Below are 23,846 nucleotides of genomic sequence, written 5' to 3'. Positions count from 1 at the left end.
AACCGTTACCTATGTCTTCGGGCTGTACAACGGGGATCTGGTACGCCCAAGGGGAATCGAACCCCTGTTACCGCCGTGAAAGGGCGGTGTCCTAACCGCTAGACGATGGGCGCGCTCAGACGAAGCGGCTTATAATTGCGTTGTTCGAAACCGGCAACCCATCCGCAGCCACATGCGACAACTTTTTTCGAGCGTGGCAAAACCGCTCTTTCGGCGAGCCAGGACACGGTTCGCGGCCTCACTGGTCGTGCATCCTTAGAGATTGGCCGGAACGCCTCGCGCGGTCGTCATTCTATGGCGGAGCAAGGACCGAAGCGACGCAGACCATAGAATCCATGCCGTAACGTCAAGGCGTTGCACCAGCTCAGAATTCTGCTCCGCTGCATCTGTCGGCCAAGGTCATGGATGGATCCTTAGGCCTTCGCTCCGCTTCGCGTCGCCCAAGAATGACGAAGTTCGAAAGGCTTCGCCCAATCGCGAACGTTTGTGCGACGAGGTTCGTCGAAATGAGGGCAGTTGGCAGCCGACTGCTCTTTACTCAGCCGTCGTCGCCACCGCCGCCGCGTCGGCGGCAGCGCCAGTTCCAGTCGCGCTCGGGGCCGACGTCGACGTGGATCGATTCGGTGTGGCAGTAGGTGCCGACGCCGCCGCGGCCGGGCATAGAGCGCACATAGCTCGCCAGCTCCCATTTGGAGACGCCCGGCAATTGGATGTCGGCAGCGGCGCAATACATGTGCAGCGAGTTCTTGGCGCCGTTGGCGCGGCGGTTGCGAGATGGGTCGCGATAGCCGGAGGTGACGATCATCTTGCGGCCGAAATGGCCCTCGATCGTCTTCAGCACGCGCACCAGCGACGGCTTCAGGCAGGCGACGTCGACGCTTTCGTTCTGCTTCAAGAGGCCGTTGGGCGCGAGCCTCGCCATGCCGGCGGCGGACGCCACCTGGTAGGAGCCGCCGCCCTCATCCTCGTTGAGGTCGACGTCGCTCTCGTCGTCGATGCCGGACTTGCGCTTGATCTCGAACAGCGCCGTCTGGCGCACGCCCGGCAAGGCATCGGCGCCGGTGATGTGGCTGCTGCTGTCGTCGCCCAGGGAAGCGAGCTGCACCGGCTTGTCGCCCGGCGTCGCGGAGGCGAGCGTCACGATCGGCTTTGCCGGCGGCGGCGTGGTCTTGGCCTGAGCGGCGGGCTGCTCGCTCGAACGCGTGTTGATCAAGGGCGCCGGCGCGGCGGAAGCCGGCGTTGTGCTGAACAGCGAGGCAAACAGGCCCTTCTTCGGCGCGGCGACAGGCTGCTGCTGCGGCTCGCCGGCCGTCACATAGACGTCATTGCTCATGGCTTGCGTCGTCGCCTGCGCCTTGGATGCAACCGCGGCGGCGTCGCCGGCAGCAACCTTTTCGGTGACGGCTTTCGTCTCGTCGGCCGTCTGCGCAGGCTGCACCAACGGTTGCGGCGTGTTGCCGGCGATCGAGGCGGCATCAGCAGGCACGGCGACAGCGGGGAAGGCGGCCCCGGGCCGTGTTTCCGGCACGTAGGCGACCTTTTCGGGCAAAGGCATGTCGCCTTCGCTCATCACGGTCGATGCCGCCTCGGGGGAGGCAGACGCTGCCTGCAGCGACGAATCGGTCGAAGCCACGGGCTTGGCGCTGGAAGCCGCGCTCATCTCGGTGGCGGTTGAATTGTAGGCGGGCGTGACGATCGACATCGTCGGGTCGCCGGTCGAGGTGCAGGAGGCCAGAAGCACGGAGAAAAGCGCTGCCGCAATGCTGCGGCTTTGCCCTCGTGCGAGACGCCAACCTGCTGGTTTCAAAATAAAATTCCCCCTCGGCATCCGGTCCGTTCATCATCGCCGCGGCGCTCCAGTGCCTTTGGCGACGACCTCCTGTTCCCGAACCGGAAACGGGACATGCGTCAATCTGCAAGCCTCGGATTTATTCTGCGTCTGAAGGCGAATTGAGGCTGCGAAAACGATTAACGCAACCATTTCGCCCTGTTTTGGCGGCCCGTCAACTCACCAGACATTACAGTCCGTTACACACGCACCTTGACATAGGTGCCCGGCGCATCCCCCAAGGTTTTCATACGCTTGCCGGGTTTGCGGGCGGGGACATGCATATTGTCCTGGCTTTCGATCCAGTGCTGCCAGTGCGTCCACCACGAGCCCGGATGCTCGTGCGCGGTGGCGAACCAGGTGTTGAAATCTCCAACCGGCTTGGCGCCAGTCCAGTACTGATATTTATGCGCCGCCGGCGGATTGACGACGCCGGCGATATGGCCGGAGCCGGCCATCACATACTCGACGTCGCCGCCGAAAAACTGCGAGCCGAGGAACACCGAGAGCGCCGGCGCGATGTGGTCCTCTTTCGTCGCCAGGTTGTAGACGGGGATCGTGATGTCGGCCAGCGAGACGGTGCGGCCGGCAAGCTCCATCGTGCCGCGCGAGAGATTGTTCTCGAGATAGCAGTTGCGCAGGTAGAAGGAATGGTTGGCCGCCGCCATGCGCGTCGAATCGGCATTCCAGTAGAGAAGGTCGAAGGGCAGGGGATCCTTGCCGCGCATGTAGTTGTTGATGACATAAGGCCAGATCAGGTCGCCGGAGCGCAGCATGTTGAAGGCGGTCGCCATCTTGGTGCCGTCGAGATAGCCCTTCTCGTTCATCGAGCGCTCGACCGCGGCAACCTGGTCCTCGTCGACGAAGACCTTCAGGTCGCCGGCATAGGTGAAATCGACCTGGGTGGTGAAGAAGGTCGCGGACTTGATGCGGTGGTCGCCTTCCTGCGCCAGGAGCGCAAGCGCCGCGGCCAGCAGCGTGCCGCCGACGCAATAGCCGATGGCGTTGACTTCCTTCTCGCCGGTCGCCTTCTCGACCATGTCGAGGCCATATTGCAGGCCCTCGCGGATATAGGCTTCCCAGCCCTTGGCGCCGTGGCGCTCGTCCGGGTTGATCCAGGAGATGACGAAGACGGTGTGGCCCTGCTCGATCGCCCAGCGGATAAAGGATTTCTGCGGGTTGAGGTCGAGGATGTAGTATTTGTTGATCCATGGCGGGCAGACGAGCAGCGGGCGCCTCAGCACCGTCTCCGTCGCCGGATCGTATTGGATGATCTCGGCGACGTCGCTGCGGCCGATCACCTTGCCGGGCGTCGTGGCGATGTTCTTGCCGATCTCGAACGGCGCGTAGTCGGCCTGGCGCAGCTTCAGGTCGCCCCTGCCGGCGGCGATGTCCTCGGCCAGCATCTTCATGCCGCGCACCAGATTCTCGCCGTTGGAGGCGACGGTCTCGCGGAACAGTTCCGGATTGGTCAGGATGAAGTTCGAGGGCGCGATGGCGTTGGAGACCTGCTTGACGTAGAAGCTCGCCTTGTGGCGGGTGTGCTCGTCCAGCCCCTCGGCATGCTCGACGAGATCAGAGGCCCAGCGCGAGGTGACGAGATAGGCTTGTTTCAGGAAATCGAAGAACGCGTTGCGGCCCCATTCCGGGTCCTGGAAACGCTTATCGCCGCGCTCGGGCTTGACGGCGTCCTCAGGCGTTTCGGCATTCGGGTTGACCTTCTGGATGGCGTTCGCCCAGACCGTCATGTAGCCGGCGAAGAGCCGCGTCTGCGCTTCCAGCGCCCGCTGCGGGTCGGCCAGCCAGTATTCCGAGAGCTTGGAGAAGGTCTTGACCATGTCGACCACGGGCTCGGCGACATGGTCGCGCACCTCACCCTTTTCGCGCGGCTCGGCCCAAGCGGAAGCTGCTTTGCCGGCCTGCTCGATCATGCGCGCCATGTTCAACGCGAAACGCTCGGGATCTTTCACCAGATATTGTTCGACGGTCGAAGGTCCGCCATTTTCCGCTTTGTCCGAATCGGGCGCTTTGGACATGGTTCGCGGGGTTCCTCCCGGAGCGTTTTCTTGACATATTACCATGGGATATCTGACCGGGTCCAACACGCTCTAACCCGGCTGCCAGGAAAACAATATGACGATTAATGTTGGCGGGACTTATTTTCTCGGCGCCGGTTCGATTTGCCGCATCGCCATTGCGGCCGCGATGCTGTGCGCGCCGCTGCTGGCCGGCGGCTGCACCAGTACCAGCGCGAACAGCTCGGCGCCGATGGCATTGACCGAGGGCCCGAAGGACACCGGGTCCTATCCGAACCTCAACATTCCGCCGCAGGTTGCCGCCAAGCAGCTGTCCAAGGAAGAGACCGCCGCCAAGCTCGGCGAGCTCAAGGCCAAGCAGCAGGCGCAGGTTGCCAAGGGCGGCGGCGCGAAGCCGGCTCCCAATACGGCCGCGCTCAACACGCTCGCCAGGACGCATGGCGACGAGGCGCTGAAGCAGATCGAAGGCAAATGCGATCCCGCCCTCGACCCTAACTGCAATTAGGTCTATATCGCGCGCCGAAAGCGCCCCCTTTGATCGTCTGGAACTGAAATGGAAGAATTTCACAAGGTCCGCCGGCTTCCGCCTTACGTGTTCGAGCAGGTCAACCGGCTGAAGGCCAGCGCCCGCTCGCGCGGCGCCGACATCATCGACCTTGGCATGGGCAATCCGGACCTGCCGACGCCGAAGGCCATCGTCGACAAACTGTGCGAAGTGGTGCGCGATCCGCGCACGCATCGCTATTCCTCCTCACGCGGCATTCCGGGCCTGCGCCGCGCCCAGGCCGCCTACTATCAGCGCCGCTTCGGGGTGAAGCTCAACCCCGACACGCAAGTGGTGGCGACGCTTGGCTCGAAGGAAGGGTTCGCCAACATGGCGCAGGCGATCACCGCGCCGGGCGACGTCATCTTGTGCCCCAATCCGACCTATCCGATCCATGCCTTCGGCTTCATCATGTCGGGCGGCGTCATCCGCTCGCTGCAGGTCGAGCCCGATGACGGCTTCATCCCGGCGGTCGAGCGCGGCATCCGTCACTCGATCCCGAAGCCGCTGGCGCTGATCCTCAACTATCCGTCCAACCCGACGGCGCTGGTCGCCTCGCTCGATTTCTACAAGGACGTGGTCGCCTTCGCCAAGAAGAACGACATCATCATCCTGTCGGACCTTGCCTATTCCGAGATCTATTTCGACGGCAATCCGCCGCCCTCGGTGTTGCAGGTTCCGGGCGCGATCGACGTCTGCGTCGAGTTCACCTCGATGTCGAAGACCTTCTCCATGCCCGGCTGGCGCATGGGCTTCGCGGTCGGCAACGAACGGCTGATCGCGGCGCTGACCCGGGTCAAATCCTATCTCGACTACGGCGCCTTCACGCCGATCCAGGTGGCGGCGGCGCATGCGCTGAACGGCGATGGCGCCGACATTGCCGAGGTGCGCGAGGTCTACCACAAGCGGCGCGACGTGATGGTCGATTCCTTCGGCCGCGCCGGATGGACGATTCCAGCGCCAGCGGCCTCGATGTTCGCCTGGGCGCCGATACCGGAGCAGTTCCGTCAGCTCGGCTCGCTCGAATTCTCCAAGCTGCTCATCGAGCATGCCGACGTGGCGGTGGCGCCGGGCATCGGCTTCGGCGAGCACGGCGACGATTTCGTCCGCGTAGCGCTGGTCGAGAACGAGCACCGGATCCGGCAGGCGGCGCGCAACATCAAGCGTTTCCTGGCCTCGACCGCCAAGCAGCCCAACAACGTTGTGCCGCTCACCGCGCGCCGCTGAGTTCACCGCACATCACACCGAACAATCTTTGAGGGGCGTCGCCGAACATGGCTGAAGCGTTGCGTGTTGGAATTGCCGGCCTCGGCACGGTGGGCGCCTCGGTGGCGCGCGTGCTCAACGAAAAGGCGGCGGAGCTCACCCGCCAGTGCGGCCGCGACATCGTCGTCACAGCCGTTTCGGCGCGCGACCCGAAGCGCGACCGCGGTGTCGATCTGAGTGGCGCCAAGTGGTTCGACGATGCGGTGAAGCTGGCCGAAAAGGCCGATATCGATGTCTTCGTCGAGCTGATCGGCGGCGACGAAGGGCCAGCGCGGGCTTCTGTGAAGGCGGCGCTCGAGGCCGGCCGCCATGTCGTGACCGCCAACAAGGCGCTCTTGGCCAAGCATGGCGTGCAGCTCGCCGAGACCGCCGAGAAGAAGGGCGTGCTGCTCAACTACGAGGCGGCGGTGGCCGGCGGCATTCCGGTCATCAAGACGATGCGCGAGGCGATGGCCGGCAACCAGGTCACCCGCGTCTTCGGCATCCTCAACGGCACCTGCAACTACATCCTGACCCGCATGGAGGCCGAAGGTATATCCTTCGATGCCTGCCTGAAGGATGCGCAGCGGCTGGGCTATGCAGAGGCCGACCCGACCTTCGACATCGAAGGCCACGACACGGCGCACAAGCTGTCGATCCTGACCAGCCTTGCCTTCGGCACCAGGATCGCCGCCAGCGATATTTATATGGAAGGCATTTCCAATATCACGCAGGCCGACATCCGCGCGGCGGCCGATCTCGGCTATCGCATCAAGCTGCTCGGCGTCGCCCAGCGCACCGACAGCGGCATCGAGCAGCGCGTACACCCGACCATGGTGCCGACCGCATCGGTCATCGCGCAGGTGCACGGCGTCACCAATGCGGTGGCGATCGAGACCGACATCCTGGGAGAATTGCTGCTCTCCGGCCCCGGCGCCGGCGGCAACGCCACGGCCTCGGCGGTGGTCGGCGACATCGCCGACATCGCCAAGAGCCGACCAGGCTTCCAGCACGGGCCTGTCTTCGGCTGGCCGGCGAAGGAATTGAAGCCCTACAGGAAGGCGCAGATGCGCAGCCATGCCGGCGGCTATTTCATCCGGCTGACGGTTCATGACCGCATCGGCGTCTTCGCCGCGATCGCCAAGCGGATGGCCGACAACGACATTTCGCTGGAATCGATCGTGCAGCAGGCGGCCGGGCCGGAAACCGAGGCCCAAAAGACGGTGATCCTCGTCACCCATGAGACGACCGAGGCAGCGGTGCGCAAGGCGGTCGAAGGCATCACCAGGGACGGCCATCTGACCGACAAGCCGCAGGTGATCCGCATCGAGCGGGCGGAATAGTTCGGGTCATAATCCGCCTTCAATCGATTGATATTGCTGCAATTTCAAAAATTGCCGTGGCAAGTCTTGCCGTTGTCATGGAGCTTTGCCAGAAGAAGCGCGCCTCTGGCGGGAGGCGAAGTGCAGTACCAACGAGGAATGCCTATTCATGAACATGGCCCAGAACATCGCAGCCGGCCTCGACCGTATCCTCACGATGGAAGTGGTGCGTGTCACTGAAAGGGCAGCCGTCGCTGCTGCCAGGCTGCGCGGTCGTGGCGATGAGAAAGCCGCCGATCAGGTCGCCGTCGACGCCATGCGCCAGGAGCTCAACCGGCTCGCCATCAAGGGCACTGTGGTGATCGGCGAGGGCGAGCGCGACGAGGCGCCGATGCTCTATATCGGCGAGGAGGTCGGCACCGGCAAAGGTCCGGCGGTCGACATCGCGCTCGATCCGCTCGAGGGCACGACGATCTGCGCCAAGAACCTGCCCAATGCGCTCGCCGTCATCGCCATTGCGGAAAAGGGCAGCCTGCTGTTCGCGCCCGACGTCTACATGGACAAGATCGCGATCGGTCCGGGCTATGCCGAAGGCATCATCGACATCGATGCCTCGCCGGCCGAGAACATCGCCAATCTCGCCAACGCCAAGGGCGTCGCTGTGTCCGACATCACCGCCTGCATCCTCGACCGGCCGCGCCACGCCAAGCTGATCGACGCCGTGCGCGCCACGGGTGCCGCGATCCGGCTGATCGGCGACGGCGACGTCGCCGGCGTCATCCACACCACCGACCCGGAAGAGACCGGCATCGACATCTATCTCGGTACCGGCGGCGCGCCGGAAGGGGTGCTGGCCGCGGCGGCACTGCGCTGCACCGGCGGCCAGATGCAGGGCCGGCTGATCCTCGACACGCCGGAGAAGGTGGCGCGTGCCGAAAAGATGGGCATTTCCGATCCGAAGCGGGTCTATCGGGCGCAGGACATGGCGCGCGGCGACGTACTGTTTGCCGCGACGGGCGTCACCGACGGCAATCTGCTCGACGGCGTGAAGTTCGGCCGCACCTTCATCACCACACACACCATCGTGCTGCGCTCGTCCTCGCGGACGGTGCGCGAGATCAAGGCGCGTCACCAGGATCTGGATAAGTTTTGATTTCGTCCGTTTGGACGCTTTTGCAGCAATTCGAGGAAAACTACTCCACACTTTTCCTCGAATTGCCCACGCTCCCGGAATTGCCTTGGCCGTCGCCTATTGATATCTGCGCAACGATGATGTGCAGACGGCGCGTCGCATGACGGGCGAGAAACGGTTCTTCCTCGATGTCAGGCAGTCGGCGACCGGTGTTTCCTGGGAACACCGGCTGACCGAGCGGCAGGACATGGCCGCTTTGGCCATCGCGCAAGGCCATGGGGTGCCGGACATCGTGGCGCGCGTGCTCGCGGGGCGCGGCGTGAGCGTCGAGCAGACCGAGCGCTTCCTCGATCCAACCATTCGCGAGCTTTTGCCGAACCCGGCCTCGCTGACCGACATGGAGAAGGCGGCGGCACGGCTGGCGAACGCGATCGTGGCCGGCGAGAAGGTGGCGATCTTCGGCGACTACGACGTCGACGGCGCGGCCTCGTCAGCGCTGCTGAAGCGCTTCCTCACGCATTTCTCGATACCGTCCGAGATCTATATCCCCGACCGCATCTTCGAAGGCTACGGCCCCAATCCGGAGGCCATGCGCGAGTTGATCTCGCGCGGCGCGAAGCTGATCGTCACGGTCGACTGCGGCACCAACAGCGCCGCATCGATCGAGGCGGCCAAGCAAGCCGGCGCCGATGTCGTGGTGCTCGACCATCACCAGGTCGGCGGGCCGCTGCCGGCGGCGGACGCGGTGGTCAACCCGAACCGGGAGGATGATCTTTCCGGGCAGGGACATCTTTGCGCCGCCGGTGTGGTCTTCCTATGCCTGGTGCAGACGGCGAAGGTGCTGCGCGAGCGGCTGCCGAACGCAGCGCCGGTCGATCTTCTGTCGCTGCTCGATCTCGTCGCGCTGGCGACGGTTTGCGACGTGGTGCCGCTCACCGGCGTCAACCGCGCTTTCGTGGTCAAGGGGCTGCAGGTGGCGCGCCAGCAGAAGAATGAGGGGCTGGCGGCGCTTGCGCGGGTTTCGCGTATCGGCGAGCCGATCAACACCTTCCATCTCGCCTATCTGATCGGTCCGCGCATCAATGCCGGCGGGCGCATCGGCGATGCCGCGCTCGGCAGCCGGCTGCTTGCCACCGACGATCCCGTCGAGGCCGCAAGCATTGCCGAGACGCTCGACCGGCTGAATCAGGAACGGCAGCAGATGGAGATGGAGATGCTGGCGCAGGCGCGCGCCGAGGCCGACGCGGAGCTTGCCGGCGGCAACGGCCCGGCAATCGTCGTCACCGCCAGCAACAGCTGGCATCCCGGCATTGTCGGGCTGCTGGCCTCGCGGCTCAAGGAGCATGCGCGCCGTCCCGCTTTCGCCATTGCCTTCAACGCCAATGGCATCGGCACCGGCTCGGGGCGTTCGGTCTCCGGTTTCGATCTCGGCCGGCTGGTGCGCGAGGCGGCCGAGGCCGGACTGATCGTCAAGGGCGGCGGCCACGGCATGGCGGCAGGCATTACCGTCGAGCGCGCCAAGCTCGGCGCGCTGCGAGCCTTCTTCGAGGAGCGCGCGGCGGCGGACGTTTTCCGGCTGCAGAGCGAGGAAAGCCTAGCGATCGACGGCGCTTTAGCCGCCGAGGGCGCGACGCTCGCACTCCTCGATGCGCTGGAGAAAGCCGGCCCGTTTGGCGCCGGACACATCGCGCCGGTGTTCGTGCTGCCGCGCCACAGGCTCACCGATGCTCGGGCCATCGGCACCAACCACATCCGCGCCGACCTGCAGTCGCAAAGCGGCGGCAACCTCCAGGCGATCGCGTTCCGCGCCGTCGACACCGCGCTCGGCGAATTCCTGTTCAAGAACAGAGGCAAGACCGTGCATGTCGCCGGTTCTCTGTCAGGCAATTACTGGAACGGCAACCGGACGGTGCAATTCCGCATCACGGATGCCGCGATTGCTTGAATTACGGCAGATCAGGCGAGCACCGTCTGCAGCCGCGTCAATTCGCTGATCTGAGCCATCGTCGCCTGATAGCCGAGCCGGATCGCCTCGTCGGCGCGGTGGAACTCGGTCAAGCCGATATGGCTGAGCTTCGGCTGCAGCGACATATCGGGCGGATCGCCGGCGAGCCTGGCGCGCGAAATCCGATCCTGGATGATGTTGAAGGCCTCCACCATCACGCCGGTGATGCCGAGACGTGTTTGGTGCGGATGGTACTGAGGATTGGCCTGGCCGGGGCGCGGCGCGTCGTTCTCGATGACGAGCTCGCCCGCGCTGTGCTTGATGACCGCGGCGCGTCCGAACAGGTCGTAGTGGAGGTTGACGGCCACGACGAGCGGCTGCTCATAGGCGCGGCAGACCGAGACCGGCACCGGATTGACCAGGGCGCCGTCGACCAGCACGCGGCCGTTGCAGTTCACGGGCTCGAAGACGCCGGGCAGCGCGTAGGACGCGCGCATGGCGGTGATCATAGACCCGTTCGACAGCCAGATTTCATGGCCGGTGCGGATTTCCGAAGCGACGGCGACGAATGGCTTCGAGAGGTCCTCGAAACGGATGCCGACCATGTGCTCGCGCAGCCGCGCGTCGAGCTTCATGCCGCCGAACAGGCCGCTGCCGCGCAGATTGAGATCGAGAAGCCCGAAGATGCGCCGCTTGGTCAGGCTCCTGGCGAATTCCTCCAGCTCGTCCAATTTGCCGGCGAGATAGCAGCCGCCGACCAGCGCGCCGATCGAGGTGCCGGCGATCATCGACACCTCGATGCCGGCTTCGTCCAGCGCGCGCAAAACACCGATATGGGCCCAGCCGCGAGCGCAGCCGCCGCCGAGCGCCAGCGAGATGGCTGTCTTCTTCGCCGACTTCGGTTCGGGCACGCCACCGGACGATGCGGGGCCGTTGGCCTCCTGAGCGTCAGGTCTGCTGCGCAATGACGCCCATTCGAGCATCATGATCTCCCTTGTCCTATATCCCTTCTAACGCAAGTATGTTTGAGAATAGTGAATATGAGTGGTTTGTGAATATTGAATGGTTCACACCGGCTTCCGATACGTCTGTTCCGCATCGAACAGCGGCTTGCTGCCATCGTCGGCAACCACCACCTTGCCGTCGCTGAGCCCCACCGTCCGATAAAAGCAGGAACGTCTACCTGTGTGACAAGTTGCGTCGTGGCCCAATACTTTGACGCTCAACCATATCGCGTCCTGGTCACAATCCGTGCGCATCTCGACGACGCGCTGGAAGTTGCCCGAGGTCTCGCCCTTCTTCCACAGCGCATTGCGCGAACGCGACCAATAGTGCGCGATGCCGGTTTCCAGCGTCAGCGCCAGCGCCTCCGCATTCATATGCGCGACCATCAAAAGCATGCCGTCGCCGGCGTCGGTGACGACAACGGTCACGAGGCCGGCGGCATCGAAGCGCGGAGAAAAGACAGTGCCTTCCTCCAGCGCCTTCTTGTCTGCTGGAGCTTCGGGAAATTGCAGTGCCGACATTGCCGGTCCTTGTTCGACTTAAAGACGTGCTGATGTTTGGGGAGGCCAGTCTGCAAAATGGCGACTTCCGCTTCCGGCGCTCACGTACTTCAATACGCTCCGCTCCGGATCTCGGAAACCACCATTTTCGACTGAGCCTACGCCTTTAGCAGGTGACGGCAGACGATCAGCTGCGCACCATGGTGACGAAGCGCACCTGCTCCTCGGGCGTGTCCTTGAAGACGCCGGTGAAGGTCGAGGTGAGCGTTGTCGAGTCCTGCTTGCGGATGCCGCGCATGGCCATGCACATATGCTCGGCCTCGATCATCACTGCGACGCCGCGCGGGTTGAGCACGTCCTGGATGACGCCGGCGATCTGCGCGGTCATTGCTTCCTGCGTCTGCAGGCGATGGGCGAAGATGTCGACAACGCGCGCGATCTTGGACAGGCCGACGACCTTGCCGTCCGGCAGGTAGCCGACATGCGCCTTGCCGATGATCGGCACCATGTGGTGCTCGCAATGGGAGTGGAATTTTATGTCCCTGACGATGACGAGATCGTCATAGCCGGCCACTTCCTCGAAAGTACGGCCAAGCTCCTCGGCTGGGCACATGTCGTAGCCGTTGAACATCTCGCGGAAGGCCTTGGTGACGCGCTTCGGCGTATCGACAAGGCCCTCGCGATCCGGATTGTCGCCCGTCCAGCGCAAAAGCGTGCGCACGGCTGCTTCGACCTCGGCCTCGCTTGGGCGGTCGGTGACAGGCTTCTCCATATAGGAGGAGGGGGGCATGAGTTTCTTGATGACGGCATCCATAAAAGGCGTCTCCCGTAGTCCCACTCAAAGGTGGGACGAGTTGAACGGACCACGACCTTTCGGGTGAAACTCGCCCGGTTTCCAGCCCGTAAAGCGGCGTGAACAGATGAGCAATGACAATGGCTTGAGGTTGCCTTGTCGATGCCCGGCTGCCAGCATTATATATGGTCGTGCAGAGCGAAAGGAAGACGCAACAGCGGCAAACCCTGTTCGCTTGGCGGCGACGGATTGGAAAAATATGATCGACGATGTCTACAATGCGAAAATTCTCGGCTTCGCCGGAAACATCGCGCGGATCGGCCGGCTCGACCATCCCGATGCCACCGCCAGAGCGCACTCCAAATTGTGTGGCTCGACGGTCACCGTCGACCTCAAAATGGACGGCGATGTGGTGACCGATTTCGCCCATGACGTGAAAGCCTGCGCGCTCGGCCAGGCTTCCTCCTCGATCATGGCGAATCATGTGATCGGCGCGAACGCCAACGAGCTGCGCGCGGTACGCGAGACCATGCTGAAGATGCTGAAGGAAAACGGCGCGCCGCCCGAAGGACGCTTCGCCGATTTGAAATATCTGGAGCCGGTGCGCGACTACAAGGCGCGCCACGCCTCGACCATGCTGACCTTCGACGCGGTGGTCGACGCGATCGGCCAGATCGAGAAGAAGCGCGCCGGACAGGCGGCTTGATCGCAAGCCCCTAAAGCGCATCGCATGTCTTTGTCCCGAAACCGGTTCCCACTTTCGGGAGACATGCTTTAGGCCGCTCGCTTGGTCACGGCGAATTCGCTTCGTATCCAGTCGGCGAAAGCCCTGGCCGGCTCGGAAAGATCCCGCAAATTTCTCGCCACCAGCCAGTAGGCGCCGGATGCGACGTCGATGTCGAAAGGCTTGACCAGTGCGCCAGATGCGAGCTCGTCGCCGATCTGCAAGAGATCGCCGAGCGCCACGCCATGGCCGAGCAGTGCCGCCTGCTTCGAAAGCGATGCGTCGGCTAGCATCGGGCCGCGCGCCGGCACGGCGTCGGCTGGCACGCGGGCCGCTTCGAACCAGCGCGCCCAGCCCTGGCGGTTTTCCTCATGCAGCAGCGTGTAGTGGCGAAGGTCGATCGGCCTCTCCAGGGGAGGGCCGGAGGCCAGCAGCGCCGGCGACAGTACGGGTGAATCGACTGTCGAGGCCAGGCGCTCGGCATCGCTGCGCGGCCACGCGGTCGCGTGCGCGCTGAAGCGCAAGGCAAGCTCGGGCTGATCGCTGCGGAATTCGATCAATCTCGGATCGACGTCCAGGGAAACGTCGATATCGGGTCGCAACTGGCGAAAGCGGTTGAGCCGCGGCACCAACCATACGGCGGCAAGCGAGGGCTCGACGCTGACGCGCACCACGGACTGCACTGGCGAGGTCGACAGTTCCGACAGCAGCCGGTCGATGTCGTCGAAGCTTCTCACCAGCTGGTCGAGCAGCCGGCGGCCGGCATCCGTCAGTTCGACACGGCGATGGAGGCGGAGAAACAGCGGCTGGCGCAGGAAGGTCTCGAGCTCGCGGATCTGCCGGCTGATCGCGGCCTGCGAAACGTAGAGCTCCTCCGCCGCGCGGCTGAAGCTCAAGTGCCGACCGGCCGTTTCGAAACTTCTGAGCGCCGTCAGCGGCAGCCGACTACGTTTCATATCGCATAACCTAAAGTTATCCGACGCGGAAATTATACTCGTTTGAGAGCCAAGGCCAGCGGCAGTCTAATCGGTGCTCAAAGGAGCACTGCCATGAACCAGTTCCTGGCCATCCTGAACGACGTGATGCGGATCGCCACCTTTCAGTGGCATGGCGAAGCCTTGCGCAGCCGCTGTTGCCATGACCGCCCCGATGTTTCCCCGCACCATTTACCGTGGACTGACAGGCATCCCATCCACCGATCCAGGCCATGAGAGGCAAAAGGCCGTTGCGTTCCCGGCTCAAAGTCCACATCTATCGCACAAGGAAACTGGCTGCGGAGAAGTGCGGGTGGCCGACCATTCAGGACATGCGCATGGCGTCCGGCCGGTCCGGCATGGGCGCAACTGGCAGGGACCCTGGCGCAAGACGCCGGGGCGTGTCCTCGGCACGTCGCTCGTGCGCCTCTATCAGCTGACGCTTTCCGGCTTCGTCGGCAACAGCTGCCGGCATCTGCCGACCTGTTCCGAATATGCGTATGAGGCGGTTGCCCGCCATGGCCTGTGGGCCGGCGGGTGGATGGCGCTGTTCCGGGTATCGCGCTGCGGGCCGTTCGGGACGCATGGCATCGATCGCGTGCCGGAGACGCTCGCCCAGCGCCATGTCTGGTTCATGCCGTGGCGCTACTGGCAGATCGGCAGGAAACGCGACGAATCGGACACCTGACGGCGAAACACCGCTCGACCGACAGTAGGCCGGAAACGGGTGGCGACGCTCTCACGCTGAAACGACACTGGAGCCTCGGAACATGAGGTGTTTCCATGATGTCGCTGTTTCTGGCCATTCACGTCCATCCCGGCAAACGAGGTGATGGACTGCTTCCGGAGTTCCTCGGGCTTGCGTCGCCGCCACGCGGTGTGCCGAAGACGATGACTGAAAATCCTGCCTTCAGTGCTGCGGAGCCGACGGCCACCACCAAGCCCGATCCTCAGATACGCAGACCCGCCCGAAAACCGGTCGTCCTGTAGCCCCGGTGCATCGAAATCGGCTCGGGTTTTAACGGTCTGGTAGGGTTAACGCCAGCCTGCACAAACACTGCGAATTTGAAACAAAATCGAGACAAGACGCCTCGCTAAGCCGCTCCCGTAATCCCTTTCAGGAGTGAGCTTCGATGCGCCAGATGGACCGCTACCCGTTCTTTATTGCCGTTATTCTGTTCCTTCTGGCCTGGATGCTCGGCCTGCCGATGCGGGCGCAATCGGCGCCGCTCGAGGACATCCACTGCACACTGATCCAGGATCAGGCAAGTGGCGCGACGCTCTATCAGGACGGCGTCTGCGACCAGCGCGTCAGTCCGGCATCCACCTTCAAGGTGCCTCTGGCGCTGATCGGCTACGATTCCGCAATCCTGAGCGACCAGCACACGCCGAGCTGGGACTACAGGCCCGAATTCAACGCGGTGAAGCGCGACCGCAAGACCGTCGACCCGACGATCTGGGAACGCGATTCCATCATCTGGTATTCGCGCGAGATCACCCGCCGGCTCGGCACGAAAAGTTTCGCCGGCTATGTATCGAAATTCGGCTACGGCAATGCGGACGTCTCAGGCAGCGCCGGCAAGAATGATGGCCTTACCAATTCCTGGGTGGATTCCTCACTTGAAATCTCGCCGGTCGAACAAACGGCCTTCCTGCGCCGGCTGCTTGCCGGCAAAATGCCGGTCTCGGCCAAGGCGCATGAGATGACGAAAGCGATCATCCCGAGCTTCAAGGCCGGCGGCTGGACGGTGCAAGGCAAGACCGGCAGCACGGTGCGAGACAAGAACAAGCGGTCGCTCGGCTGGTTCGTCGGCTGGGCCGAGAAGGATGGCCGCCGCATCGTGTTCGCCCGGCTGGTTGTCGAAACCAAGCGCGGCGACATGCCGAAGGGGCTCGCGACGCGGGCGGCCTTCCTGAAGGATCTGCCGCAACTGGTGAAGTGAAGCCGTTCAAAAGTTCCGGCGGGCGCGCAGGATGTGCCCGCCGGAATTGCCACGGCCAGCGTCAGGGGCTCTGCCAAGACGGTCGGCGACAGCGCCACTCTCGAGATCCTCGATTTCGTCGAAGCCGAGCTCGTTGAGTGATTTCGCCAGCTGGCCGGGATCAAAGAAGCTGATCCAAGGCTCGCCGATGGATGCGACGCGTGCGGCATGGAAGGCAAGCGTCGCCCGTCCCGCCACATCGCGGTTCTCAGCCGGTTCGCTGTAGTCGAAGACGACCTCGGAGCCGGGGGTGCCCGCAATGTAGGACAACGTGCCGAAGATCGCTTGCCGAGTGAGATAAGCCACCACTCCAAGCCAAATGAAGAAACTCGCCTCGGTCGGCTTGAGACCGGCCGACGACAGTTCTTCCGACAGAAGCTGGCGCTCGAAATTCACCGGCACAAATGTGGCGCAGCGCGGCTCCGCGAGACCGGCGCCGGCGATGAGCCGGCGCTTCCAGGCTTGCGTTGCCGGGTGGTCGACCTCGAACACCGCAAGATCCGGGTATGGATTGCGCAGCGAGAATGTATCAAGTCCGGCGCCGAGCACCACGACTTGCCGGACACCGCGCCGCACCGCTGCCGCCAGCCAATCCTCGGCGAGGCGAGCGCGCGCCGCAACGAACAGGCGCATGCGGCGGCCATGCCCGTCTTCCTGCTCGAGTTCCTGCGCGCCAGGCGCGGCTTCGCCCAGAATTGCTGCCGCGTAGGGATCGCGAAACAGCGCGGCCTGCGGTGACAACTGATGCAGCGCCCGCAAGCGTGCGACGCGAAGGGCGGTTCGGCTGGGTGTGGCGTCTTCCATTCCGGTCATCCAAAACTGTCCCGGGATTGTTCGCAAGCCTTCGCGACCGGCCTGCGACATCGCTGGAGACATTTCCTGACGGGCCGCTCTTTACCTGAGGCGACGCTGCCTCTAAAACCGCGCCCGCTGGCCATCGTCCATGTGATTGGTGCCTCCGGCTAACCCTCTGCATGCTCCAGCACGCGACATGCATTTCACCACCCGCGCTCGTTTGCGGGACTGGATAGGAGAACTCTGATGCTGAATTCCGTTTCCCTGACATTTCCCGATGGCTCCGTCCGCGAATACGACGCGGCGGTGACCGGCGCCGGTCTTGCCGAATCGATCTCGAAGTCGCTGGCCAAGAAAGCCGTGGCCTATGCGATCGACGGCACCATCCGCGACCTTTCCGATCCGCTCGGCAAGTCCGGCAAGGTCGAGATCATCACCCGCGAGGATCCGCGTGCGATGGAGCTCATCCGCCACGATGCGGCGCATGTGCTGGCCGAGGCCGTGCAGGAATTGTGGCCGGGAACGCAGGTGACCATCGGGCCGGTGATCGAGAACGGGTTCTACTACGATTTCGCGCGCAACGAGCCGTTCACGCCGGACGATTTCCCGGCGATCGAGAAGAAGATGCGCGAGATCATTGCCCGCAACAAGCCGTTCACCAAGGAAGTCTGGTCGCGCGACAAGGCGAAGAAGGTGTTCGCCGACAAGGGCGAGCGCTACAAGGTCGAGCTGATCGACGCCATCCCTGAGGACCAGGACATCAAGATCTACGCGCAGGGCGACTGGTTCGACCTTTGCCGCGGCCCGCACATGGCTTCGACCGGGCAGATCGGCAATGCCTTCAAGCTGATGAAGGTTGCAGGCGCCTACTGGCGCGGCGATTCCAACAACCCTATGCTGACGCGCATCTACGGCACGGCCTTTGCCGACCAGGCGCAGCTCGAGGCCTATCAGACGCTGCTCGAGGAGGCCGAAAAGCGTGACCACCGCAAACTCGGCCGCGAGATGGACCTGTTCCATTTCCAGGAAGAAGGGCCGGGCGTCGTCTTCTGGCACGCCAAGGGCTGGAAGATGTTCCAGAACCTGGTCAACTACATGCGCCGCCGCCTCGACGAGCACGGCTACCAGGAAGTCAACGCGCCGCAGGTGCTGGACAAGAGCCTGTGGGAGACGTCGGGACACTGGGGCTGGTATCGCGACTCCATGTTCAAGGTCACGGTCGCCGGCGACGACACCGACGACGAGCGTATCTTTGCGCTGAAGCCGATGAACTGCCCCGGCCATGTGCAGATCTTCAAGCATGGGTTGAAGTCCTATCGCGAACTGCCCGTAAAGCTTGCGGAGTTCGGCAATGTGCATCGCTACGAGCCATCGGGCGCGCTACACGGGCTGATGCGCGTGCGCGGCTTCACGCAGGACGACGCGCATGTCTTCTGCACCGAGGAGCAGCTCGCCGCGGAATGCCTGCGCATCAACGACCTGATCCTGTCGACCTATGCCGATTTCGGCTTCGATGAGGTCGCCGTGAAGCTGTCGACGCGACCAGACAAGCGCGTCGGCACCGACGAGGCCTGGGACCATGCCGAGGCGATCATGAGCAATGTGCTGGAGACGATCCGCACGCGCTCCGGCAACCGCATCAAGATCTCGATCAATCCGGGCGAGGGCGCCTTCTACGGGCCGAAGTTCGAATATGTGCTGAAGGATGCCATCGGCCGCGAATGGCAGTGCGGCACCACGCAGGTCGATTTCAACCTGCCGGAGCGTTTCGGCGCCTTCTATATCGGCTCGGATTCGGAGAAGAAGCAGCCGGTCATGGTGCACCGCGCGGTGTGCGGCTCGATGGAGCGCTTCCTCGGCATCCTGATCGAGAACTACTCCGGCCACTTTCCGCTGTGGTTCGCGCCGCTGCAGGTGGTGGTGGCGACGATCACCTCCGATGCCGATGACTACGCGAGGAAGGTTGTCGAGCGGCTGAAGGCCGCGGGCCTGCTGGCCGAAGCCGATCTGCGCAACGAGAAGATCAACTACAAGGTGCGCGAGCATTCGCTGGCCAAGGTTCCGGTCATTCTCGTCTGCGGCAAGCGGGAGGCGGAAGAGGAAACCGTCAACATCCGCCGGCTCGGCTCCCGCGACCAGGAATCGCTAAAGCTCGCCGATGCGGTGAAATTGCTGGCCGACGAGGCGGTCTCGCCGGATCGCAAGCGCCGCGCGGCCTGAGTTTTCCCGTACTCCGTGCGATGGCGGTGGAGCGATCCACCGCCATTTTCACATGCCTGTCACGCCAACCCTGTAACGAGCCGCCATGCTCAAGCTGAAACTGCGGGAAAGGCCGTTTCCCGAGCTCTCCTACGCCAACCAGCATCAGCCGGCGCTGACGCGGTGGTTCATCCATTCCGTCGAGGGCCTGTCGGGCCGCGACCGCTTTGCCGCGCTCTATGATTTCTGGCGGCGCCAGGTTGCTCCAACCGGCGAACGCGTGTTCAGCCGCATGCTGGAGCTGATCGACGTCAAGGTGCGCAACGCCGGCCATTGGCCGCCGGCGAGTTTGCCGGACACGCCGCTGGTGATCGTCGCCAACCATCCGTTCGGCATCGGCGACGGCATTGCCGTGCTGTCTCTCGTTGAGCAGCTCGGCCGTCCGTTCCGGGTCATGATTCACAAGGATCTGCTCAGGATCCGCGAGATGGAGCCCTATTCGCTGCCGATCGATTTTTCCGAGACCAAGGACGCGCTGAAAAACAACATGGCGGTGCGCCATGAGGCGGTGCGGCTGTTGAAGGAAGACGTCACCATTGTCGTCTTCCCGGCCGGAGGCGTCGCGACGGCGCCAAAGGGGGTCGGCTGCGCTATCGACCTGCCGTGGAAGATGTTCCCGGCCAAGCTCATCCAGGAGGCCAGGGCCTCGGTTATCCCGATGCATTTCTCCGGCCAGAACGGCCGCCTGTTCCATCTCGTCAGCGGTCCGATGAACATGGCCGAGCGCGACAACCGCGTGGCGAAATTCGTCGGCAAGGCGTCGCTGACGCTGCGCACGTCGTTGCTCATCCGCGAGTTCGCCCGGCTGTCCGGCAGGGCGATCGAGGTGCGCATCGGCGAGGTGCTGAGGTGGGACGAACTTGAGCCACTGCGCGACCGCAAGGCGCTGCTCGACCGGCTCTATCGCAGCGTCTTCGATCTCACGCCGCCGTCTGCGCCGCGTGGGCGTGTGCCGTTTCTCCCCAGGCGGATGCGCAAGGCCGCTTGACGCTATTTTTGGCAGTTCCGGACGGAAAATCGCTGGCACTTTTCCTGGAATTGCCTCAGTCGGCGCCTTCCTCCGGATCGATAGCGGACGATTCGTTGGCCACGACCTCGATCTCCTGGTTCTGGCCGGCCACCACCGTGAAATCCTTCTGGTAGATGCGATCGCGGTTCTTGGCGATGATGGTGTATTGGCCCTCAGCCAGCACCATCGAGGCGAAGGCGCCGACGGCTTCCTTGATCGGATCGCCGGATTCGTTGAGCAGCGACCAGGAGGTGTCGGCGATGGCTTCGCCGCCAGGCTCGCGCACCAGCTTCATCGTCATCTCGGCCGCGCGGTGCTCGACGGTGGCCTCGGTCAGCTTGCCGGCCTCGACGCGGATGTCGGAGCGGATCACGGCGTTGACCGCGCCGTAAGTGGAGACGACGTGGTAAGTGCCCGCATTCAGCCTCACCACCGTGTTCGGCTCGACATCGGGGGCGATCAGAGCGCGGTCTCCATTGGGCTCGGCCTGGCTTTCATAGATCGAGAAGCGGAGCTTCTTCGGCGGGATATGCGCGCCGCCCGACGTCACCGCGTCGAGCTTCAAGCCGCCGGCATCGAGGACGAGGCTCTCGCGCTTGGCGTCCTTGCCAACGGTGATGCGCTTGGTGGCGCCGGCGCGGCCATAGGAGGCATGGACAAGATAGCTGCCGGGGTCGAGTTGGAACACCGCCGTGCCGCCATGCGCGGACGCGACCATCGGCAGCTTGCCGTCGCTGGTGGGCTCGGGCTTGAACACGCGCCAGACGATACCGCGGGTGATGTCGGTGCCCTTGTCTGTCAGTTGCGCAGAAAGGGTGATGGCGCCGCCGCTGCCGATCGCCAGCGACCTTTCGCTCTTCGGCGTCGCATAGCTCGAAATGCCAGGGAGCTTGATGTCGCCGACATCGTTGGCGTTCTGGGCCAGCGCGAAGGAAACCGGCACCGCGAACAGCGCGGCGACCAGCCCAACCACGAAAAGGCGCAGAGTCCCCTCAAACATGCCTTGCGTTGAAGCCCAAGGCGGTGGCAATTTCAAGGCTCAAGAGCGCGCCGCGTTGCCTCAGCGCTCTTTATCCGGTGCTTTCCGCGCCATTGCCCGAGCCGCCCGACCTCCCGATGGCGCGCTTCAGCTCAAAATTGAATGCTTAGGAGACTTGCGCCCATGGCGTCGCCGATCATCGACTTCCTGCTGACCCGCAATTCCGCGCCTATACCCGACCTCAAGGAACCGGCGCCGAGCGACGCGGAGATCGCCACGATGATCGCCGCTGCCTCGCGAGTGCCGGACCATGGCCGGCTCGAGCCCTGGCGGTTCATCCTCTACCGCGGCGAAGCGCGGGTCGCGATCGGCAGGAAGCTCGCGGCTCTTGCCGAGCAGCGCGAGGGGCCGCTGCCCGAGGGGCGGCGCAACCAGGAGCTGGCGCGCTTCTCGCGCGCGCCGCTGGTGATCGGCGTCGTGTCGGTGCCGAGGGAGAACCCGAAGATCCCACAATGGGAGATGTTCCTGTCGGGCGGCATGGCGGCTATGAATCTGATGATCGCTGCCAACGCGCTGGGCTATGGCACCAACATGATCAGCAACTGGTATTCCGACGTTGCGGAGGGCAGGGCGATCCTTGGGCTGTCGCCGCAGGAGCGCGTCATCGGCTTCGTCCATATCGGCTCATACCAGGGGCCGGCACCCGAGCGGCCGCGGCCCGATCCGGCGAAGCTTTACGCCGATTACACGGGACCTTGGGCGGGATGAAGCAATCTAGAGGCGCCGCAAAGGGGCGCGGCCTGGTTCGCGATCCTTCTAGGGCGGCGCGACCGCGATGACGGAAGGGTTGGAGCGGCGCGCCGTCATGACAGCGCGCACATAGCCAGGCTCGCCGATCCGGATGCTGCCGTCGGGAAGCCCGAGAATGCGGTCGAGGGCGGTCTCGTAGAGCCTGACACGCTTCTCGAGGGCTTCAATAGCGATCTCCATGTCGGCATCGCTGCCGCTGGCGAAGGCCTTGGCGATGACGTCGTGCGTGGCCATCCCGAATTGCATGACGATGTCGGCGACGCCTTCCGGGTCGAATGTGCGAAACGTGCCATCCTCGAGGCCTTGCCGGATGGTTTCGACCAGCACAGGCGAAAACGACGCGCTGGCCGCCAGATTGATGCGATGGAACAGCACCAGGTTTTCCGGCCGGAACAGCGTTTCGAACAGCGCCCAGGCTTCCGCCGCGGTTTCGATCTTGGCCTGCCGTGATTTTGCCAGGAGCGCATTCAGTCGACCCAGCGGGTCGAGGGCCGGATCGGCGACAATGTCCTCAACGCCGGCGAGCGCCTGTTTCGCAAAGCGCTCCGCCAACGCTTCCAACAGCGCCTCCTTGGAAGGAAAGTAGTGGTAGAAAGCGCCCTTCGAGATGCCGGCAGCGGCAATCACGTCATTGAGGCTCGCCTTGTCGTAGCCATGCGTCAGGAACAGGGCCTGGGCATGGTCGAGCAGTTCTTCTCGCCTGAGTTCCGGGTGCTTGACGATACGGGGCATGGCGAAACCTTCTGCACGCAGCGGCCGTTCCCGTCCAGATGCCGACAGATCACCGCTTGAGCAATAGACCATTGGTCGGTATAATAGACCAATGGTCGGTTTTTGACCAATAGCGGCGGGGCATGTCACGGAAGGATGGGTCATGGTCGCGAAATTGGTTGTCCAGACATTCCTGTGGTTCGGCTTCATGGGCGCGCTGCTTTTCGTGTCCGCCGGAACGCTGCATTGGCCGGGAGCCTGGGTCTATCTCGTGCTGATGGTAGGGCTCAGCCTCACCCTGGGTGTCGCGCTGGCCCGGCGCGATCCGGGGCTTATGAATGAGCGGCTCAGCCCACCGATCCAGAAGAACCAGACCGCTGCCGACAAGATCCTGCTCTCCATACTGCTCATCGCCATCTTTGCCTGGCAGATCCTGATGGGTCTCGACTTCCGCTACGCTTGGTCGGCGGTTCCGGCCTGGGTTCAGGCGGTCGGCGCGATCGTCCTGCTGCTCGGAATCTGGATCTGCTACCTGACGATGATGGAGAACAGCTTTGCGGCGCCTGTCGTGAAGATCCAGGACGAGCGCGGCCAGAAGGTGATCACCACCGCCCCTTACAGCTATGTCCGACATCCGATGTATGCCGGCGCCATCCTGTTTTTCGCCGGCACGGCGTTGCTGCTCGGCTCCTGGTGGGGACTTCTGTCGGTCGTCGCCTTCATCGTTCTGCTCGCCATTCGCACCTTCATCGAAGAAAAAACGCTGCGAGCCGGCCTGCGCGGCTATGACGACTATGCGGCGAACGTCCGCTACCGGCTTATCCCGATGGTCTGGTAGCGGTTCAGGCGGAAATCCCCGCCGCTTTGGCACGTGCCAGCAGCCGTTGGGCGAGCCGCAGATGCGGCCGGTCATACATCTTGCCGTCGATGCCGACGACGCCGGGATTTCCCGCCGCCGCGAAAGCGTTGACGATCGCCTGCGATCGCTCGACTGCCTCGGCCGACGGCGTGAAGGCGGCGTTGATGACCGGGACCTGCGCCGGATGGATCGCCATCTTGCCGGTGAAGCCGTCGCGTTCGGCCTCCCTGCATTCGGCCTCGAAAGCCGCCATGTCGCGGAAATCCGGAAACACCGTGTCGATCGCGGCGAGGCGCCCCCCCCCCCCCCCGCCGCCAGGATGGTCATGGCGCGCGCCAGGCGGAAGACGTCGGTGTAGCGGCCGCTCTCGTCGCGCGCCGAACGCGCGCCGATC

Annotated in this window: 23 protein-coding genes, 1 tRNA gene and 1 pseudogene; 14 read left to right on the top strand and 11 right to left on the bottom strand. The window is 63.9% G+C overall.

Features of this window, described 5'->3' with window-relative positions:
* Positions 1–38: 38 nt before the first annotated feature.
* The 3 genes from DH10_RS03265 to phaC all read right to left on the bottom strand — a co-directional run bounded on the left by DH10_RS03265 (position 39) and on the right by phaC (position 3,864).
* A tRNA-Glu gene (locus tag DH10_RS03265) sits at positions 39–113 on the bottom strand.
* A gap of 425 nt (positions 114–538) precedes the next feature.
* Complete coding sequence (locus DH10_RS03260) at positions 539–1,828, bottom strand: YcbK family protein (protein ID WP_192243809.1); 1,290 nt, start codon at positions 1,826–1,828, stop codon at positions 539–541.
* Positions 1,829–2,028: 200 nt separating this feature from the next.
* Positions 2,029–3,864, bottom strand: a complete 1,836-nt coding sequence (gene phaC, locus DH10_RS03255; RefSeq protein ID WP_192243807.1) for a class I poly(R)-hydroxyalkanoic acid synthase — start codon at positions 3,862–3,864, stop codon at positions 2,029–2,031.
* Positions 3,865–3,961: 97 nt separating this feature from the next.
* Between phaC and DH10_RS03250 the strand changes: the two genes are divergently transcribed.
* The 5 genes from DH10_RS03250 (at position 3,962) to recJ (ending at position 10,052) form a co-directional block, all read left to right on the top strand.
* Entirely contained in the window at positions 3,962–4,369 is a 408-nt protein-coding gene (locus DH10_RS03250; protein ID WP_192243805.1) for a hypothetical protein, read from the top strand.
* Positions 4,370–4,417: 48 nt separating this feature from the next.
* A complete protein-coding gene (locus DH10_RS03245; RefSeq protein WP_192243803.1) occupies positions 4,418–5,635 on the top strand; it encodes an LL-diaminopimelate aminotransferase in 1,218 nt (405 codons plus the stop codon).
* 47 nt (positions 5,636–5,682) lie between these two features.
* Entirely contained in the window at positions 5,683–6,996 is a 1,314-nt protein-coding gene (locus tag DH10_RS03240) for a homoserine dehydrogenase (RefSeq protein ID WP_192243801.1), read from the top strand.
* A gap of 148 nt (positions 6,997–7,144) precedes the next feature.
* On the top strand, positions 7,145–8,128 hold the full coding sequence (gene glpX, locus DH10_RS03235; RefSeq protein ID WP_192243799.1) for a class II fructose-bisphosphatase: 984 nt from the start codon (positions 7,145–7,147) through the stop codon (positions 8,126–8,128).
* 139 nt (positions 8,129–8,267) lie between these two features.
* Complete coding sequence (recJ, locus tag DH10_RS03230; RefSeq protein WP_192243797.1) at positions 8,268–10,052, top strand: single-stranded-DNA-specific exonuclease RecJ; 1,785 nt, start codon at positions 8,268–8,270, stop codon at positions 10,050–10,052.
* Between the two features lie 11 nt (positions 10,053–10,063).
* Here recJ and DH10_RS03225 read toward each other — a convergent pair whose 3' ends face one another.
* From DH10_RS03225 to folE, 3 genes are all read right to left on the bottom strand, one after another.
* Positions 10,064–11,035 (bottom strand): patatin family protein, encoded by a 972-nt coding sequence (locus tag DH10_RS03225; protein WP_192243795.1) that lies wholly within the window; start codon positions 11,033–11,035, stop codon positions 10,064–10,066.
* An 84-nt stretch (positions 11,036–11,119) separates the two neighbouring features.
* Complete coding sequence (gene hisI / locus DH10_RS03220) at positions 11,120–11,578, bottom strand: phosphoribosyl-AMP cyclohydrolase (RefSeq protein ID WP_192243792.1); 459 nt, start codon at positions 11,576–11,578, stop codon at positions 11,120–11,122.
* Positions 11,579–11,744: 166 nt separating this feature from the next.
* Positions 11,745–12,371 (bottom strand): GTP cyclohydrolase I FolE, encoded by a 627-nt coding sequence (folE, locus tag DH10_RS03215; RefSeq protein WP_192243790.1) that lies wholly within the window; start codon positions 12,369–12,371, stop codon positions 11,745–11,747.
* 238 nt (positions 12,372–12,609) lie between these two features.
* Between folE and DH10_RS03210 the strand changes: the two genes are divergently transcribed.
* Positions 12,610–13,056 carry an iron-sulfur cluster assembly scaffold protein gene (locus DH10_RS03210; RefSeq protein ID WP_192243788.1) on the top strand — a complete coding sequence of 149 codons (447 nt, stop codon included), beginning with the start codon at positions 12,610–12,612 and terminating at the stop codon, positions 13,054–13,056.
* A 68-nt stretch (positions 13,057–13,124) separates the two neighbouring features.
* Here DH10_RS03210 and DH10_RS03205 read toward each other — a convergent pair whose 3' ends face one another.
* Positions 13,125–14,030: a LysR substrate-binding domain-containing protein gene (locus DH10_RS03205; RefSeq protein ID WP_192243786.1), complete on the bottom strand. Its 906-nt coding sequence runs from the start codon at positions 14,028–14,030 to the stop codon at positions 13,125–13,127.
* 93 nt (positions 14,031–14,123) lie between these two features.
* Here DH10_RS03205 and DH10_RS03200 point away from each other — a divergent pair, with 93 nt between their 5' ends.
* The 4 genes from DH10_RS03200 to blaOXA all read left to right on the top strand — a co-directional run bounded on the left by DH10_RS03200 (position 14,124) and on the right by blaOXA (position 15,991).
* A complete protein-coding gene (locus tag DH10_RS03200) occupies positions 14,124–14,285 on the top strand; it encodes a hypothetical protein (protein WP_192243784.1) in 162 nt (53 codons plus the stop codon).
* A 76-nt stretch (positions 14,286–14,361) separates the two neighbouring features.
* The gene (gene yidD, locus DH10_RS03195; protein WP_192243781.1) at positions 14,362–14,736 is read left to right on the top strand and encodes a membrane protein insertion efficiency factor YidD; all 375 of its coding nucleotides are present in this window, start codon (positions 14,362–14,364) and stop codon (positions 14,734–14,736) included.
* Between the two features lie 95 nt (positions 14,737–14,831).
* A complete protein-coding gene (locus DH10_RS03190) occupies positions 14,832–15,038 on the top strand; it encodes a hypothetical protein (RefSeq protein WP_192243779.1) in 207 nt (68 codons plus the stop codon).
* A 143-nt stretch (positions 15,039–15,181) separates the two neighbouring features.
* Positions 15,182–15,991 (top strand): class D beta-lactamase, encoded by an 810-nt coding sequence (blaOXA, locus tag DH10_RS03185; protein ID WP_192243777.1) that lies wholly within the window; start codon positions 15,182–15,184, stop codon positions 15,989–15,991.
* Between the two features lie 6 nt (positions 15,992–15,997).
* Here blaOXA and DH10_RS03180 read toward each other — a convergent pair whose 3' ends face one another.
* Complete coding sequence (locus DH10_RS03180) at positions 15,998–16,843, bottom strand: SAM-dependent methyltransferase (protein WP_246811479.1); 846 nt, start codon at positions 16,841–16,843, stop codon at positions 15,998–16,000.
* Positions 16,844–17,071: 228 nt separating this feature from the next.
* Here DH10_RS03180 and thrS point away from each other — a divergent pair, with 228 nt between their 5' ends.
* Positions 17,072–19,045 carry a threonine--tRNA ligase gene (thrS, locus tag DH10_RS03175; protein WP_192243773.1) on the top strand — a complete coding sequence of 658 codons (1,974 nt, stop codon included), beginning with the start codon at positions 17,072–17,074 and terminating at the stop codon, positions 19,043–19,045.
* A gap of 85 nt (positions 19,046–19,130) precedes the next feature.
* Positions 19,131–20,072, top strand: a complete 942-nt coding sequence (locus tag DH10_RS03170) for a lysophospholipid acyltransferase family protein (RefSeq protein WP_192243771.1) — start codon at positions 19,131–19,133, stop codon at positions 20,070–20,072.
* Positions 20,073–20,127: 55 nt separating this feature from the next.
* Here the strand turns inward: DH10_RS03170 and DH10_RS03165 are convergent, their stop codons facing one another.
* Entirely contained in the window at positions 20,128–21,093 is a 966-nt protein-coding gene (locus DH10_RS03165; protein WP_192243769.1) for a hypothetical protein, read from the bottom strand.
* Between the two features lie 162 nt (positions 21,094–21,255).
* Here DH10_RS03165 and DH10_RS03160 point away from each other — a divergent pair, with 162 nt between their 5' ends.
* On the top strand, positions 21,256–21,840 hold the full coding sequence (locus DH10_RS03160) for a nitroreductase family protein (protein WP_192243767.1): 585 nt from the start codon (positions 21,256–21,258) through the stop codon (positions 21,838–21,840).
* Positions 21,841–21,888: 48 nt separating this feature from the next.
* Here DH10_RS03160 and DH10_RS03155 read toward each other — a convergent pair whose 3' ends face one another.
* Positions 21,889–22,614 (bottom strand): TetR/AcrR family transcriptional regulator, encoded by a 726-nt coding sequence (locus DH10_RS03155; RefSeq protein ID WP_192243765.1) that lies wholly within the window; start codon positions 22,612–22,614, stop codon positions 21,889–21,891.
* 142 nt (positions 22,615–22,756) lie between these two features.
* Here DH10_RS03155 and DH10_RS03150 point away from each other — a divergent pair, with 142 nt between their 5' ends.
* The gene (locus DH10_RS03150; protein ID WP_192243763.1) at positions 22,757–23,431 is read left to right on the top strand and encodes a methyltransferase family protein; all 675 of its coding nucleotides are present in this window, start codon (positions 22,757–22,759) and stop codon (positions 23,429–23,431) included.
* Positions 23,432–23,435: 4 nt separating this feature from the next.
* Here DH10_RS03150 and DH10_RS03145 read toward each other — a convergent pair.
* Positions 23,436–23,846 (bottom strand): annotated as a pseudogene (locus tag DH10_RS03145) (HpcH/HpaI aldolase/citrate lyase family protein); the annotation flags it as partial.

This window comes from Mesorhizobium silamurunense (genome assembly GCF_014843825.1).
Classification (GTDB): Bacteria; Pseudomonadota; Alphaproteobacteria; order Rhizobiales; family Rhizobiaceae; genus Mesorhizobium; species Mesorhizobium silamurunense.
Note: the sequence above shows the minus strand (reverse complement) of the source record. Positions and strands in the feature narration are given on the sequence as shown.

Bases quoted from the DNA above. Each gene is read 5' to 3' on its own strand.
- DH10_RS03150 (WP_192243763.1), top strand. From the start codon at position 22,757: ATGGTCGCGAAATTGGTTGTCCAGACATTCCTGTGGTTCGGCTTCATG.
- folE (WP_192243790.1), bottom strand. From the start codon at position 12,371: ATGGATGCCGTCATCAAGAAACTCATGCCCCCCTCCTCCTATATGGAG.
- blaOXA (WP_192243777.1), top strand. From the start codon at position 15,182: ATGCGCCAGATGGACCGCTACCCGTTCTTTATTGCCGTTATTCTGTTC.
- DH10_RS03205 (WP_192243786.1), bottom strand. From the start codon at position 14,030: ATGAAACGTAGTCGGCTGCCGCTGACGGCGCTCAGAAGTTTCGAAACG.
- DH10_RS03165 (WP_192243769.1), bottom strand. From the start codon at position 21,093: ATGTTTGAGGGGACTCTGCGCCTTTTCGTGGTTGGGCTGGTCGCCGCG.
- glpX (WP_192243799.1), top strand. From the start codon at position 7,145: ATGAACATGGCCCAGAACATCGCAGCCGGCCTCGACCGTATCCTCACG.
- DH10_RS03260 (WP_192243809.1), bottom strand. From the start codon at position 1,828: ATGCCGAGGGGGAATTTTATTTTGAAACCAGCAGGTTGGCGTCTCGCA.
- DH10_RS03180 (WP_246811479.1), bottom strand. From the start codon at position 16,843: ATGACCGGAATGGAAGACGCCACACCCAGCCGAACCGCCCTTCGCGTC.
- DH10_RS03200 (WP_192243784.1), top strand. From the start codon at position 14,124: ATGAACCAGTTCCTGGCCATCCTGAACGACGTGATGCGGATCGCCACC.
- DH10_RS03155 (WP_192243765.1), bottom strand. From the start codon at position 22,614: ATGCCCCGTATCGTCAAGCACCCGGAACTCAGGCGAGAAGAACTGCTC.
- DH10_RS03170 (WP_192243771.1), top strand. From the start codon at position 19,131: ATGCTCAAGCTGAAACTGCGGGAAAGGCCGTTTCCCGAGCTCTCCTAC.
- phaC (WP_192243807.1), bottom strand. From the start codon at position 3,864: ATGTCCAAAGCGCCCGATTCGGACAAAGCGGAAAATGGCGGACCTTCG.
- DH10_RS03250 (WP_192243805.1), top strand. From the start codon at position 3,962: ATGACGATTAATGTTGGCGGGACTTATTTTCTCGGCGCCGGTTCGATT.
- DH10_RS03160 (WP_192243767.1), top strand. From the start codon at position 21,256: ATGGCGTCGCCGATCATCGACTTCCTGCTGACCCGCAATTCCGCGCCT.
- DH10_RS03210 (WP_192243788.1), top strand. From the start codon at position 12,610: ATGATCGACGATGTCTACAATGCGAAAATTCTCGGCTTCGCCGGAAAC.
- DH10_RS03225 (WP_192243795.1), bottom strand. From the start codon at position 11,035: ATGCTCGAATGGGCGTCATTGCGCAGCAGACCTGACGCTCAGGAGGCC.
- hisI (WP_192243792.1), bottom strand. From the start codon at position 11,578: ATGTCGGCACTGCAATTTCCCGAAGCTCCAGCAGACAAGAAGGCGCTG.
- DH10_RS03190 (WP_192243779.1), top strand. From the start codon at position 14,832: ATGATGTCGCTGTTTCTGGCCATTCACGTCCATCCCGGCAAACGAGGT.
- DH10_RS03240 (WP_192243801.1), top strand. From the start codon at position 5,683: ATGGCTGAAGCGTTGCGTGTTGGAATTGCCGGCCTCGGCACGGTGGGC.
- thrS (WP_192243773.1), top strand. From the start codon at position 17,072: ATGCTGAATTCCGTTTCCCTGACATTTCCCGATGGCTCCGTCCGCGAA.
- DH10_RS03245 (WP_192243803.1), top strand. From the start codon at position 4,418: ATGGAAGAATTTCACAAGGTCCGCCGGCTTCCGCCTTACGTGTTCGAG.
- recJ (WP_192243797.1), top strand. From the start codon at position 8,268: ATGACGGGCGAGAAACGGTTCTTCCTCGATGTCAGGCAGTCGGCGACC.